We start from the raw sequence: 13,874 nt of genomic DNA, 5'->3' as shown, positions 1-13,874 counted from the left end.
GGCCCGACTGTGCTCATCGATCCGCGTCAGGATGCGCAGGCTTCGCCCGTCATGGGTTTGCGCCTGAACGAAGTCGAAGCTCCAGACGTGATTGCGGCGAAGCGGCCGTAGTCGTTTGCCCGAGCCGTCGTTCAGCCACAGGCGGCTGCGGGGTCTCTATCGGCTCGGGACCTTCATCTTCCTGGCTTGATCGACCTGCAGGCCGCCGTACTCCTTGCGCCGGCGGTCAGAGCTCTGCTCGGAGATCTCCGCCTCCTTGCACGCCAGCGACAAACTCTTGCCCTGGGCGGTATGACACCTCGATCTGGCGCAGCTTCAGCACGACCGGCTCCGCGCTCGTCTTCTGTCCTCGCCGCATGTCCGACTCCTTCGGTCCTGGCTGATCCTCTCAATCAGCCCGGTCCAAAGACAGCCGGTCAGGTCAATGCCCCGAGCCTTCGCCAACCAAGCTGTCACAGTCCGAGAACTTGCATAGGCCGTGGACCACAAACCGGGGCAACTCCATCAGGGCGGACCACTTCGATGGGCGCGGATCAGTCACGTGAGATGCCTAACATACCACCAAGCATTTGCGGTAGCGCAGCCGCCGAACAGTGTTTGCGTCTATTCTCGATCCTGCCGCACGATCTGCTCCGCGCCCGCTTTCTGCCCGTGCGACATGTCGAACGCTTTCGGCCCAGGCCACGGCCATACCGGCTGAGCATGTCGCGAGCCGGACGCTAATCCGCGGCCGATGCGCTCACCGCGGCGATGATGCCGGTGAGTACCCGGATCTGTGGCGCCTGCTTCGTGAGATGGCGCCCCCTGTCCGAGGCGGCGTCGAGATACCCCCACCAATCCCAGCAGCCGTTCGGATTCGGCTCGATCCAGGCGGCGTCCACGACGCCATCGAGAGCGGGCAGTCGACAGACGGCGGCGGACACCGGCGTGCCAAGCGCGATCGCCGGATAGACGATGATCGTCCGGTAGCGCTCCGCCCACTCGTTGTAGCCGGCGTTCAGCGCGAACTGCCGGGCATCCTGTTTGCAGCCGTGGAGCGCGACGTGCACCCGGCAGGCGCTGCCGGCCGCACGGCAGGCCGGCGGGACGTAGATGGAGCCGGTCGGTGCCATGTCGAAGTTGCGCCGACGGGTGCTCTTGTCCGGCGACCAGAGCCAGACCGGATTGAGATGGTCGTTCGCGAGGGCGGGACTACCGGCCTTCACCCGGTCGATGAGGGACTGCTGATCGAACGCCCAGACCTCGGATTCGGGGACCTGCGGGGCCCGTTGGCTCGGGTCGTAGGGCGCACCGGCACCGAACAGCGAATGGAACATCTTGCCCACGTTGTCCTCCGCGCCGCAGCGCCGGACGAAGTCCGCCTCCCGGTCGTCGGCGGCGCAGGCCGCGCCGCCATCGGGCGTGATGATGCCGTGCCCGGCGCGGCTGCTTCCATCCGCGGCGTTGCCTTCGTCGAGGCTTGCCGCAGCGCCGATGAACGCGGTGAGGAAAGCCGCATCCGCACGACCCGACCCCACCGTAACGGTCTCGTCGGCCGGGCTTTGGAACACCCAGGACCGGCTCAAGGCCTGCGGTCGACCCGACACGAGGCTGTCGATCGCACCGTCGGCAGCCAGGCGGTGAGCCGTATCGATCGTGGGCGTCAACGCGCTGCGGCCGCACAGGCAGGCATTGACCGCCCGTGAGAGGCTCCCATCGGCGCAGCCCCATTGCGGTCCTGCGACGGCGCCCACCGCCTCGACCGAACCCGAATGGGCCACGGCGTATTGAACGGCCATCGCGGCGCCCGATGACAGGCCCGAGAGGCTGACCCGGTTCGGATCACCCGCGCGCCGCAGGCCGCGACCGTCATCGGCCGCAGCGACCGTCGCAATGGCGCATAGGAGGGCCGCAAGGCCAACCGTCCGAGCGAGGCGCCCTCCGATCATGCTCATGCCGCTTCTCCCTCTGCGTAGGCTGGCCTTTCCGGCCGGATCAGCGCTCCTTGCCGAGCGCGTCGAGGGCGGGGCCGAGGCCGCGGAAGGAGAGCGGAAGCGCCACCTCCTGTCCACCCGCATCCTTGAACAGCAGCCGGCCCGGCGCCTCCGCCTCGCGCCAGCGCTTCAGGACCTCCTCCTTCACCGCCCCGTCGGCCAGACAGCCGCCGGGCAGGCAGCGCCGCCACGCGAGGTCCGGCATCGACGCCTTGATGTCCCGCTCGTCGACCCCGACCCGGACGGTCGAGGGGAAGCTCACCGCCACCGGCAGCAGCGCCGTCACCCGCAGTTCCGTCTCGCCCGGCACCCGCCCGATCGCGACCTGGGCGATCGGCGCGGGCTGCCCCTGCACCTGCATGCCTTGCGACACCTCGCACAGGCGCACGGTCTTCTCGGGCGGGCCGAGGCGCTGGCAGCGAAGGACCCAGTCACCGTAGCTGGCGGTGGTCACGCCCGGTTCGGATGGGACCGGTGGCGGCGCGGCCGGGGCGGCGGGAGGCTTGCCGCTCGTTGGTTGCGCCAGGGCGGAGCCGAGGAAGAGCGCACCTCCGGCCAGCACGGCGGCGACAGCGGCCGGACGGCACAAGCTGAGGGAGTCGGCGGACGGCACAAGGTGGCTGCCGCGGGCAAAGCCGAAGCGCTGGGGCTGGGCGAGATGCCGGGTGCGGTGGGCCTCGCGGTCGAGGGGGACGACGGCGCGGGAGAACAGCGGGAGCAGCTTCATCGGTGCGGGGGGATCCGGTTCGGGCTCAGCGGGCGGACAGGCCGGCCTGCGGCGCAGGCGCCGCGATGAGCGGCGTGAGGAAGCAGCCGCCCTGCTGCCTGGTGCAGACGAGGGTGGCGTCGAAGCGCGGGTCGGAGACGCGCAGGGCGCCGTCCGGGCCGGCCCCGAGGAGGAGCGGCAGGTCGGGGGCGACCGGGCGAGCGTCGAGGCGGGCGGCGCGTTCGACGGAGCTGGCCAAGCCGGAGGGGGCGAGGGCGATCGGCCGCGGCTCGGGCTGCGGCTGTGTCGGCCTCGCAAGCACGGCAAGATCTGCGCCGACGAAGCCGAGGCTGTAATTGGCCGAGGCCGAGAGGCTGCCGCGGGTGATGCGGTAGAGGCCCGGCTCGCTGTCCGCGTCGGCCGCGGTGGCCAGCACACCGGTCAGGCGGTCGCCGTTGGCGAGGCCGCGTCCGCCCAGGGTGTAGGTCAGGATCGGGTTGGCGTCGCCGTAGACCCGGGTGAGCCCGTCGGCGGTGATGGTGAGCGGGCGCCGGTCGATGGTGTAGCGGCCGGCTTCGGAGGCGCCGACGCGGTAGTTGCCGTTGGTGAGCCGGCCCGTCACCGTGAGGCGGTACGCCCCGGCGGCGCGGGTGGCATCGAGATCGAAGCTGCTGGACAGGCCGGTGAGCACGCTCGCGTCCTGTCCGCCGACGAGGCCGCTGGCCGACAGACCCGGATCGATGGGCGTGTCGCCGTAGACCGAGCGGCCGCCCTCGGCCGCGACGGTGACGAGGGCCGGTGTGATCGTGAGCGTGCCGGTGGCGGGCAGGGCATAGTTCGAGGCCAGCCCGTTCCCGCCCGCGACCGCCAGGCGCAGGCCGGTGAGGCGCGATCCCGTGTAGATGGCGGCATCGGCAGAGAGGGGGGAGCCGGCCCCGGCGGTGAGGGTGACGGTCTCGCCGGTGACGCCCCCGGCGACGGCGAGTTGACCGGCGTGGAACTCGGTTGTGGCGTCGTAGGTCTTCGTGCCGGTGACGGTGAGCAGGGCCGGAGCGACGGTGAGAGCCGTGGCGTTGCCGGCGGCCTGGACGAGGAGGTAGTTGCCGGCGCTCAGCCCGGAACCGGTGACGGCGTAGCTGCCGACGTTGCTGCCGGCGCCCGCTTGCGTGGTGAAGGCGAGGGTGCCGGTCGTGCTGTTGGCCGGCGTGTCGGCGCCGAGGAAGCCGGCGACGCGGCCGGTGAGCGCCGGATTGGCGCTGCCGTAGGTCCGGCGGGCGGCGTCGGCGGTGTAGGTCAGGGTGGCCGGCATGATCGCGACCGTGCCCGCGGCACCGGAGAGCGTGTAGTTCGGGTTCGACAGAGCGAGGCCGGAGAGGTCGGAAAGCGCCCGGCTGCCGGCGTCCTTGGCCGCGAGGATGCCGGTGCCGGCGACGGTTATCGCATCCCCGTTGACGAGGTTGCCTGCGGTGAGCAAGCCGCCGACGAAACCGGTGCCGCCGTCGTAGACCCGCGTGCCCGACAGCGTCACGGCGCGCGGCGTGACGGCGAGGTCGGCGCCTTGGTAGGTCAGCGCGTAGTTGGCCGAGGCCGCCAGCGACCCTTGCGTGATGGCGTAGTCCCCGACGCCGCTGCCGGCCGTGGCGATGGTGGCGAGGCTGCCGCTCAGGGCCTCGCCGTCGGCGAGGCCACGCCCGCCGACGGTGTAGGTCAGCGTCGGGTTGGCATCGCCGTAGACCCGGGTCTGCCCCTGTGCCGTGACCGTCACCGCGCGTGGCACGATGGTGAGGCCGTCACCGCGCGTGGTGTAGGTGATGGCGTAGTTGCCGGCCGAGCCCGCCGCGAAGGTCGCGTCGGTGCCGGTGAGGGCGTAGCGTCCGACGCCGCTGGCCGCGGTGGCCGGCGTCAGAAGCCCGACGCCGTCAAGGCGGTCGCCGTTGACGAGGCCGTCGCCGGCGGCCGTGCCCCGCGCCGGGGTGGCCTCACCGTAGGCGCGGGTGAGCGCATCCGGCGTGACCACGAGCGCGCGTGGGGTCACCGTCCAGGTGCCGCTCCGGCGGTCGGCGACGACGTAGTTGCGATTGGTCAGCGAGCCGGTGACGGCGAGGGTATAGCGGCCCGCCGCGCTGGCGGCGTCGAGGTCGAAGCTGTTGGACAGGCCGGTGAGCACGCTCGCGTCCTGTCCGCCGACGAGGCCGCTGGCCGACAGGCCCGGATCGGCCGGCGTGTCGCCGTAGACCGAGCGTCCACCTTGGGCCGTGACGGTGATGGAGGCCGGGGCGATGGTGCCGGCGGCGATGACGGAGGTGGCCGAGAGGCGGTAGTTGGCCGCTTCCGCGCCGGTCAGCCGCAGGCCGCTCACCGTGATCGTGCGGGGGCCCGCATCGCCGCTGTCGTAGCCGGCCGCGATGCTGTCGAGGCCGATGCGGCCGGCATCGGTGCCGAGGATGCCTGCAAGGTCGACGAGGCGGCGTCCGGCGGGCAGGGCGGCGGTGCCGTCGTAGGTCTTGTCGATGCCCTGAGCGCCACGCGCCGTGAGCAGGGCCTGCGTGACCGTGACCGTGCCGCCCGCGCCGGCGAGGGTGTAGTTCGGGTTCGACAGGCGCAGACCGGAGAGGTCGGCGAGGGTCTGGGTCCCGGCGTTCCGGCCCGCGAGGGTCCCGGTGCCGGAGACGCTCACGCTGTCCCCGTCGACGCGGTTGGCGATCGTCAGCAGCCCGCCCGCAATGCCGGTGTTCGCATCGTAGACGCGCGTGCCGGAGAGCGTCACCGGCCGGGCGGTGACGGCGAGGTCGGCGCCCTGATAGGTCAGCCTGTAGTTGGCCGAGGCCGCCAGCGACCCTTGCGTGACGGCATAGCCCCCGACGCCGGACGTGACCGCCGCGCCCGTCGCGAGCGCACCCGCGAGCCGGTCGCCGTTGACGAGGCCGCGCCCGCCGACGGTGTAGGTCAGCGCCGGGTTGGGATCACCGTAGCGGCGGGTCTGCGCGTCGGCGGTGACGGTGAGGGCGCGCGGATCGACGGTGAAGGTGCCGGGCTCGATCCGGTCGATCCGGTAATTGCGGTTGGTCAGGGTGCCGGCGACGGCAAGGGTGTAGCGGCCCGCCGCGCTGGCGGCATCGAGGCCGAAGCCGCTGGACAGGCCGGTGAGCACGCCGACCCCCTCGCCGCCGACGAGGCCGCTGGCCGACAGGCCGGGATCGGCCGGCGTGTCGCCGTAGGTCGAAGATCCGGAGCGGGCGGTGACGATCACCGGAGCCGGGGCGATGCTGAGCGTAGCGGTGGCCGGCAGGCGGTAGTTGGCGGTCGCGCCGTTGCCGCCGGCGACCGCGAGGCGCAGGCCGGTCAGGCTCGATCCCGCGTAAGTGCCGGCATCGGCGGAGGCCGCGGTGCCGGAGCCGGCGGTGAGCGTGAGGGTCTCGCCGTTGACGCCGCCCGCAACCGTGATCTGATCCGCCGTGAACCCGGTGGTGGCGTCGTAGGTCCTGGCGCCGCTGATGCTGAGCGCTGCGGGATCGACGGTGAGTGCGGCGGCATTGCCCGCCGCCTGAACCAAGACGTAGTTGCCGGCGCTGAGCCCGCTGCCGGTGATCGCGTAGGTGTCGACGTTGCTCGACGCGGTGGCCGTCGTGCCGAAGGCGAGCGTGCCGGTGGTGGCGCTGGCCAGGCTCTCGCCGGGGACGAAGCCGGTCACCGTCCCGGTCAGCGCCGGGCTGGCCGCGCCGTAGGTGCGGCGGACCGCATCGGCGGTGTAGGTCAGCGTCGCGCGGGCGATGTCGGCGGTGAGGCCAGTGGGCTGGACGAGGGTGTAGTTGCCGGCATCGGTGCCGGAGAGGGTGTAGCCGGTGACGGTGACCGGTTTGTTCGTAGCGGCGTTCTTGTCGGCGAAGCTGCCGGTGCCGGTGCCGCCCAGCGCGACCACGTCACCGGAGAATGCGGTGACGGTGGCGGTGCCGCTGAGCGTGGCGGCGGCGGTGCCGTCGTAGGTCTTGTCGAGGGCGGTCACGCCGGAGACGGCGAGGCTGGCCCGATCGATCGTACCCGTGCCAGCGACGGCGGACAGCACGTAGTTGCCCGCCTTGGCCCCGCTCAGCGACAGGCCGGAGACGAGCACCGAGCGGGTGCCGGCGCGGGCGCTGTCGTAGGCCGCGTTGCCGGCCACCCTGACGTCGTCACCGAACAGGACGCCGGCGCTGGTGAAGCCGGTGCTGCCGCCCGGCAGGGCGGTGGTGCCGTCGTAGGTCTTGGTCACCCCGGTGGCGCCCGTCACGGTGATGGTCGCCGGGGTGATGCTCAGCGTGCCGGGGACGTAGAGGATGCGGGTGGCGTTGCCCGCCGGGCTCGTGACGGCGGTGCCGGAGGCGGTCACCGCGTAGTTGCCGACGTCGGAGGTTCGGCTGGCGCCGCTGCTCAGAGTGCCGAGCGTCGTCACGAAGTCGCCGGGGCGCAGGCCGGCATAGGACGCGATCGGCGCGCTGCCGCTGCCATAGGTGCGGCTGCTGCTGGGCGTGACGGCGACGACGTTCGAGAGGCCGTAGAGCTGCGGATAGAAGGCGATGCCCTGCCCCCCCTGGCCGACCTGGTTCGGCGGCGCCCAGACGGTGGCGAAGTCGAAGCCGGCATAGTTGGCTCGGAAGCTGGCGAGATCCTGCATCTGCGCCGTGGTCAGGCCGGTGGCGCCGGCGGACGAGCCGGCGCCGACGCCGCGGCTCTGCCCGGTGGCCTGCGTGTCCCAGTAGGTGTTCTCCAAGGCGCCGACGGTTCGGCCGACGAGGCCGCCCACGGAGGAGGAGCCCGAGACGCTGCCGCTGGCGTAGGATTGGCTCACCGTGCCGTCGTTGTTGCCGACGAGGCCGCCCACCCTGGAGGAGCCCGTGGCGCTGCCGCTGGCGTAGGACTGGCTCACCGTGCCGCCGGAGTTGTAGCCGACGAGGCCGCCCACGGAGGAGGAGCCCGTGGCGCTGCCGCTGGCGTAGGACTGGCTCACCGTGCCGTTGTTGGTGCCGACGAGGCCGCCCACGTAGTTGGAGGAGCCCGTGACGCGGCCGCTGGCGTAGGACTGGCTCACCGTGCCGCTGGAGTTGTGGCCGACGAGGCCGCCCACGCCGGAGGAGCCCGAGACGCTGCCGCTGGCGTAGGACTGGCTCACCGTGCCGTTGTTGGTGCCGACGAGGCCGCCCACGCCGGAGGAGCCCGTGACGCTGCCGCTGGTGTAGGACTGGCTCACCGTGCCGACGTTGCCGCCAACGAGGCCGCCCACGGAGCCGGAGCCCGTGACGCTGCCGCCGACGAGCCCGAGGCCGCTCACGCGGCCGCCCGTGCCGAGATCGCCGATCAGCCCGACAAAGTTCTGGCCCGGCCGGGCGATGGTGAGCCCGGTGATCGTGTGCCCCGCCCCGTCCAGGCTGCCGGTGAACGGGGTGCTGGAGGTCCCCACGGGCACGAACCCGCCCGCCCCCCAGGGGCCGGTCGACGCGTCCGTGGCGGCCGTGGCCGAGGCGTCGAGGTCGCGGGTCAGGCGGTAGGACCCGGCGAGGTTGGCGCCCATCAGTTGCAACTGGTGCAGGTTCGAGACCGGGATCACCCCGCCGACCGGGGCCGCCGCCTCGCTGCGCAGGATCGGCCGCATGTCCCCGGCCTGATACCAGACGGTGCCGAAGTCGAACCTTTGGGTGGTGTTGAGCAGATTGATGTAGCCGGTTTGGGAGCGCGCCTGCGCCGTGGTCAGCCCGGTGGTGCCGGCGGACGAGCCGACGCCGACGCCGCGGCTCTGCCCGGTGGTGTCCTTGTCCCAGTAGGTGTTCGTTAGGGTGTCGTCGTTTTTGCCGACGAGGCCGCCCACGGAGCTGGAGCCGGAGCCCGTGACGCTGCCGCTGGCGTAGGACTGGCTCACCCTGCCGCCGAAGGAGTTGTTGCCGACGAGGCCGCCCACGTAGTTGGAGGAGCCCGTGACACTGCCGCTGGCGTAGGACTGGCTCACCGTGCCGGTACTGGAGTTGTAGCCGACGAGGCCGCCCACGGAGTTGGAGCCCGTGACGCTGCCGCTGGCGTAGGACTGGCTCACCCTGCCGTCATCGTTGTTGCCGACGAGGCCGCCCACGTAGTTGGAGCCCGTGACGCGGCCGCTGGCGTAGGACTGGCTCACCGTGCCGTGGTTGGTGCCGACGAGAGCGCCCACGATTTCGGAGCCCGTGACGCTGCCGCCGACGAGCCCGAGGCCGCTCACGCCGCCGCCCGCGCCGAGCAAGCCGATCAGCCCGACATAGTTCTGGCTCGGCCGGGCGATGGTCAGCCCGGTGATCGTGTGGCCCGCCCCGTCCAGGCTACCGGTGAACCGGGCGCTCGATGTCCCCACCGGCACGAAGCCGCCCGCCCCCCAGGGGCCGGTCGATGCGTCCGTGGCGGCCGTGGCCGAGGCGTCGAGATCGCGGGTCAGGCGGTAGGACCCGGCGAGGTTGGCGCCCATCAGTTGCAACTGGTGCAGGTTCGAGACCGGGATCACGCCCCCGACCGGGGCCGCCGCCTCGCTGCGCAGGATCGGCCGCAGGTCCCCGGCTTGGTACCAGACGGTGCCGAAGTCGAAGCTTTGGGTGGTGTCGAGCGGATTGATGTAGCCGGCCTGGGAGCGCGCCTGCGCCGTGGTCAGGCCGGTGGCGCCGGTGGACGAGCCGGCGCCGACGCCGTTCGCCCGCCCGGTCGTCTGCGTATCCCAGTAGGTGCTCGTCAGGGGGCCGGTGTTGGAGCCGACGAGGCCGCCCACGAGGGAGGAGCCCGTGACGCTGCCGCTGGCGTAGGATTGGCTCACCGTGCCGGTGTTGTTACCGACGAGGCCGCCCACGATGGAGGAGCCCGTGACGCTGCCGCTGGCGTAGGACTGGCTCACCGTGCCGGTGTTGGAGCCGACGAGGCCGCCCATGTAGGAGGAGACGAGGGAGCCCGTGACGCTGCCGCTGGCGTAGGATTGGCTCACCGTGCCGGTGTTGTTACCGACGAGGCCGCCCACGTCGAGGGAGCCCGTGACGCTGCCGCTGGCGTAGGACCGGCTCACCGTGCCGGAGTTGTTACCGACGAGGCCGCCCACGTTGTCGGAGCCCGTGACGCTGCCGCCGACGAGGCCGAGGCCGCTCACGCTCCCGCCCGTGTCGAGATAGCCGATCAGCCCGACAAAGCTCTGGTTCGGCCGGGCGATGGTCAATCCGGAGACCGTGTGCCCCGCCCCGTCCAGGCTGCCGGTGAACGGGGCCGCGTCCGTGCCGACGGGCACGAAGCCCTGTCCACCCCACCAAGTGGCGGTGCCGGCGGCGTCGATGTCGCTGGCGAGGCGATAGGAGGCCGCGCGATAGTCCGCCGACGAGCCCATGCCCTGCAGGCCGTAGATGTCGCTCAGCCGGTAGGGCGAGGCGTTCGTGCCCGCTCCGCCCGCCGCGCGCAGGAAGCTCGCCCCGTCGGCGATGCGGAAGTCCGCCGTGGCGAAGCCGGGCAGCGTGGCCGCGTTCTGGGTCCAGTTGCCCGAGGCCAGGGTGAAGCGCGCCACCGACAGGTCGGCCGTCGCCGTGACGGCGCTGCCCGCCCCCGCCTGCAGGATCAGTCCGCCCGCCGGCGCGGTGATCGGCGCGTTCAGGGCGATCCCCCCGGCGGCCTGCAGCGTCAGGTTCGCCCCGGTGTTCCACGTCAGCGGCGCCGCCACCGTGATGGTGCCGGATTCGTTGCCCGTCGGGCCCGTCGAGACCACGACGTTGGCCGTCGTCAGCGCCGTCAGCAGCCCCGCCGCGTCGATCACGCTGCGCTCGCCCGTGGCGGTGAAGCCCGAGACGCCGCTGTCCGGGGCGTTCGCGATGGTGATGTCGTGCGGGTCGAGCAGCAGCGTGCCGAAGGCGCCCCGCGCCGCCGTCAGGAGCGTCGTGCCGTCATAGGACAGCACGCCCTTGCTCGACACCTCCGCCTGCCCGCCGTTGCCGCCCGAGGCGCCGCCCCGCGCGGTGATCGTACCGGCGAACCGCGTGCCGACATCCGACCACACCACCACGTCGCCGCCGTCGCCCCGCACCGTGGCATCCGCCCGGATCGTGCTCGCGGCATCGACCGTGACGCGCTCGGCGCGTGCCAGCGGACCCTGCCCGAGCCGCCCGCCCCCCACGCGCACCACGCCGCCGCCGCTCGCGCCCGACGCCTCGATCAGCGCTGCGTGCGTCGCGATCGTCGGTGCGGTGGCGGTCACCCGCCCGCCCTGGCCGGTACGGCCCTCCGCCAGAACCCGCCCCGACAGCGCGAGGCTCTCGCCCGCCTTCAGCCGCGCCCGGCCCCCCCTCGCGCCGGACACGTCCACGCGGCCCGCCACGTCGAGCCGCCCGCCGGTGATCCGCACCCGGCCACCGTCAGCCCCGTCCAGGCCCGAGGCGTCGAGCCGGGCATTCGGCGCCAGCGCCACCGCACCCTCGCCCCCCGACAGGGTGATGCGCCCGTTGCGCCCCGCCACCGCGCGCGCCTCGACCACACCCGACAGGTTCACCGCCTGACGCGCCATGTCCCGCGCCGCTGCCGCGGTAAGGGTGACCGACCCGCCATCCGCCGAGATCGTGCCCGCGTGCTCGACCAGGGCGCCGCGGCCCTTGGCCTGCGTCGGCACCGCAACTTGCAAAAAGCCGTCGCCGGAGAGGTCCAGCGTCGCCCGCTCGCCCGCGCCGAGCCCGACCCGGCCCATCGGCACTTGGATCGTGCCGGTGTTCGTCACCCGCCCGCCGATCAGCGCGGCGTAGCCGCCGCGCCCGATCGTGATCGCCCCGTGGTTCGTCACCGGCGCCGAGGCGCCCGAGCCGCGGAACGGGCGCCGTCCGGCCTTGAAGTCCTCGTCCGAGATGCCGAGCGAGGAGGCGACGAAGCCCGCCGCATTGACCTGGCCCGAACGGGTGATCGTCACGCCGTTGGGGTTGACGAGGTAGACCTGCCCGTTGGCGTTGAGCTGCCCGGCGATGGTCGAGGGCGTGGCGCCCGTCACCCGGTTCAGGATCGCCGCGTTCGCGTTCGGCTGGTGGATATCGACGCGATTACCCCCGCCGACGGAGAAGCCCTGCCAGTTGACGATGGCGCTCTGGCTCGACTGCGTGATCGCCAGAGCGTTGCCGTTGGGAGCGCCGATCGTGACCCCGCCGGAGACCACCTGCCCGCCGGTCGGCAGCGGCTCGGCGCGGACGGGCACGGGGCAGAGCGGCACGAGGCCGATCCCGACCAGCGCGGTCGAGGCGAGCAGCGCGCCGGTGAAGGCGCGGATGCGGGGCGAGGCGGGGCGGGACATCGCGGGGTTCCGTCAGAACTGCAGGGCGACGGTGAAGGTCAGGCGGGCGGCGAAGTTCGCGGCAATGAGCTGAGCGCCGGCCCGCCGCTTCGGATGCACAGGCGTCCGGCACGCAGGGAGGGGCGCTCGGCGCCTGTCGGAGCAGCCGGGCGACGTCTTGAAATGGCGAGGCCGCGGCTGCGTTGGAGCTGCAGACTCAACGACGACGGAGTGATCTGCGAGGCGGTCACAGCCAGGGCGATGGCGGCAAAGGCGCGATGGGACTTCGGGGTCACAGGGATGGCCGCTTACCGGAGTGGCTCGGACGCGCGATCCCGTCGCACATCGTCATCCAGACGCACCATCACTCATCTCCTCTCCACTCGCTCCCGCGCGGATAGGACCGGACGGGCTTGGCTTCCCTGCGCCGTTCCGCGCCGCGTCCGCAGAGGGGCCGTCGGCCGTCCCGGCGCCGGATTTGTCAGTTCAGATCGCAAGTTGTCTCGGACCGGCGGGCATCTCTGTAGAGGAACCATGGCGCCGACCCGCTGGACAATACTGCATTGAGCTTGGCCGGAAGCCGCGTCTCAAGATTCGACTGGCCTGGACGAATTTTCCATCGGCTTGGATGCGGAGGCCGCTAGGTTCGCCACGGCAGTGGAGCGGCAGACGACATGGAACCCGAGGCGGAGACGGAGCCCAGCAAAGACGGGGAGGATAGCGCGACCGTCCCAGAACCGGTCCATCTGCGGGTCGACCGGCACAGCCATCCCGACCCCACCGTCCGGGCGCGGGTGTGGCAAGCGGCCACCTCCGTCTCGATGGAGACCGCGCTCGCGCCCGGCGATCTCGACGGGTTCGAGGGCAGCGTCGGCGTCCATCCCATCGGGCCCTTCCTCGCGGTCGATCTCTCGATGGCGCCCGCGACGCTGGTGCGCGGGACGAGCAGCCGGGCGCTGTGGAAGCACGACCACATCATCGCCGATTGCATGGTGTCGGGGCGCATGCACGGCCATGTCAGCGGCCGTCCGGTCGACGTGCGCGCCGGGGACTGCCTGATCGTCGACCTGAAGGGCGGCATGCACTTGCGGGTCGATCCCATGCGCCTCGTCGGCCTGATCATGCCGCGGGCGGTGTTCCAGGTGGCAGCGGGTGAGGCGGCGGCGGTCGACGGCGTCGTGTTCGCGGCCGGCAGTCCGGCGGGACAGGTTCTGGGCCCGCTGCTGACGTCGCTGGCTGCCGGGGTGGGTAACATTCCCGACCGTGCCGCCCTCGCCCTGGCGCGGGCCGTGGTCGGCGTGACGGCGGCCTTCGTGGCGCCGGAGCGGAAGGTGCCGGGCGAGGCATCCGAGCGGGTCCCGGCCGCCCCGCCGCCCCTGGCACAGCTGCGGCGCTTCATCGACCGGGAGGCGGCACGGCCGGACTTCGGCGTGGAGAGCCTGTGCGTGCAATTCGAGCTGTCGCGCTCGATGCTGTACCGGGTGTTCGCTCCCGATGGCGGGGTGGCGGCGGTGATCCGGCGGCGGCGGGCGGCTCTGGCGGTGCGGTTGCTGACGCAGGCGGATTCCGCGGCGCTCCCTCTGGCCGAGGTGGCGCGCGCGAGCGGGTTTGGGACCGAGCGCAGTCTGCGCAACGCGCTGCAGGAATTCTACGGTGCGTCGCCGCGTACGATCATGCGCGAGGGGATCGAGGCCGAGACGCGGGACGAGGCGGCGGCAGCGGAGATCAGCCGCCTGTTCGACGATGTGTAGTGGGCTGCGGAGCGCCGGCGTGCGAGGGCGGTGCACTGATGCGGTGGATGCCCCCACCGAACGGCATCTCGTATGCCGGACGGTTCAATCGGAACCGATCGAAGGGGTCATTGACGACGACGAAGATCAGCATGCTGGCAGTCGATCTGTCGAAGGGTAGCGTCCAAGTCTGCGCC

General features: G+C 72.3%; 5 protein-coding genes and 1 pseudogene. 1 reads left to right on the top strand and 5 read right to left on the bottom strand.

The genetic code is table 11. The features are described 5' to 3' along the window. The 4 genes and pseudogenes from E4V01_RS26430 to E4V01_RS24540 form a co-directional block, all read right to left on the bottom strand. Positions 1–150 (bottom strand): annotated as a pseudogene (locus E4V01_RS26430) (IS3 family transposase); the annotation flags it as partial. A 569-nt stretch (positions 151–719) separates the two neighbouring features. Continuing rightward, positions 720–1,934 (bottom strand): PHB depolymerase family esterase, encoded by a 1,215-nt coding sequence (locus tag E4V01_RS24555; RefSeq protein ID WP_245517697.1) that lies wholly within the window; start codon positions 1,932–1,934, stop codon positions 720–722. A 40-nt stretch (positions 1,935–1,974) separates the two neighbouring features. Further along, positions 1,975–2,700, bottom strand: coding sequence for an invasion associated locus B family protein (locus E4V01_RS24550; RefSeq protein WP_245517696.1), 726 nt, complete (start codon positions 2,698–2,700; stop codon positions 1,975–1,977). Between the two features lie 25 nt (positions 2,701–2,725). Further along, positions 2,726–11,968, bottom strand: a complete 9,243-nt coding sequence (locus E4V01_RS24540) for an MBG domain-containing protein (protein ID WP_135300184.1) — start codon at positions 11,966–11,968, stop codon at positions 2,726–2,728. A 653-nt stretch (positions 11,969–12,621) separates the two neighbouring features. Between E4V01_RS24540 and E4V01_RS24535 the strand changes: the two genes are divergently transcribed. Further along, the gene (locus E4V01_RS24535) at positions 12,622–13,698 is read left to right on the top strand and encodes a helix-turn-helix domain-containing protein (RefSeq protein WP_135300183.1); all 1,077 of its coding nucleotides are present in this window, start codon (positions 12,622–12,624) and stop codon (positions 13,696–13,698) included. Here E4V01_RS24535 and E4V01_RS26020 read toward each other — a convergent pair. Further along, a partial coding sequence (locus E4V01_RS26020; RefSeq protein ID WP_210234776.1) for a hypothetical protein occupies positions 13,673–13,874 on the bottom strand: 202 nt, incomplete at its 5' end. The two genes, E4V01_RS24535 and E4V01_RS26020, sit on opposite strands and share 26 nt — an antisense overlap.

It is taken from the genome of Methylorubrum sp. Q1 (assembly GCF_004683995.1).
Lineage (GTDB): Bacteria > Pseudomonadota > Alphaproteobacteria > Rhizobiales > Beijerinckiaceae > Methylobacterium.
This window is presented reverse-complemented; position numbering and strand designations above follow the sequence as displayed.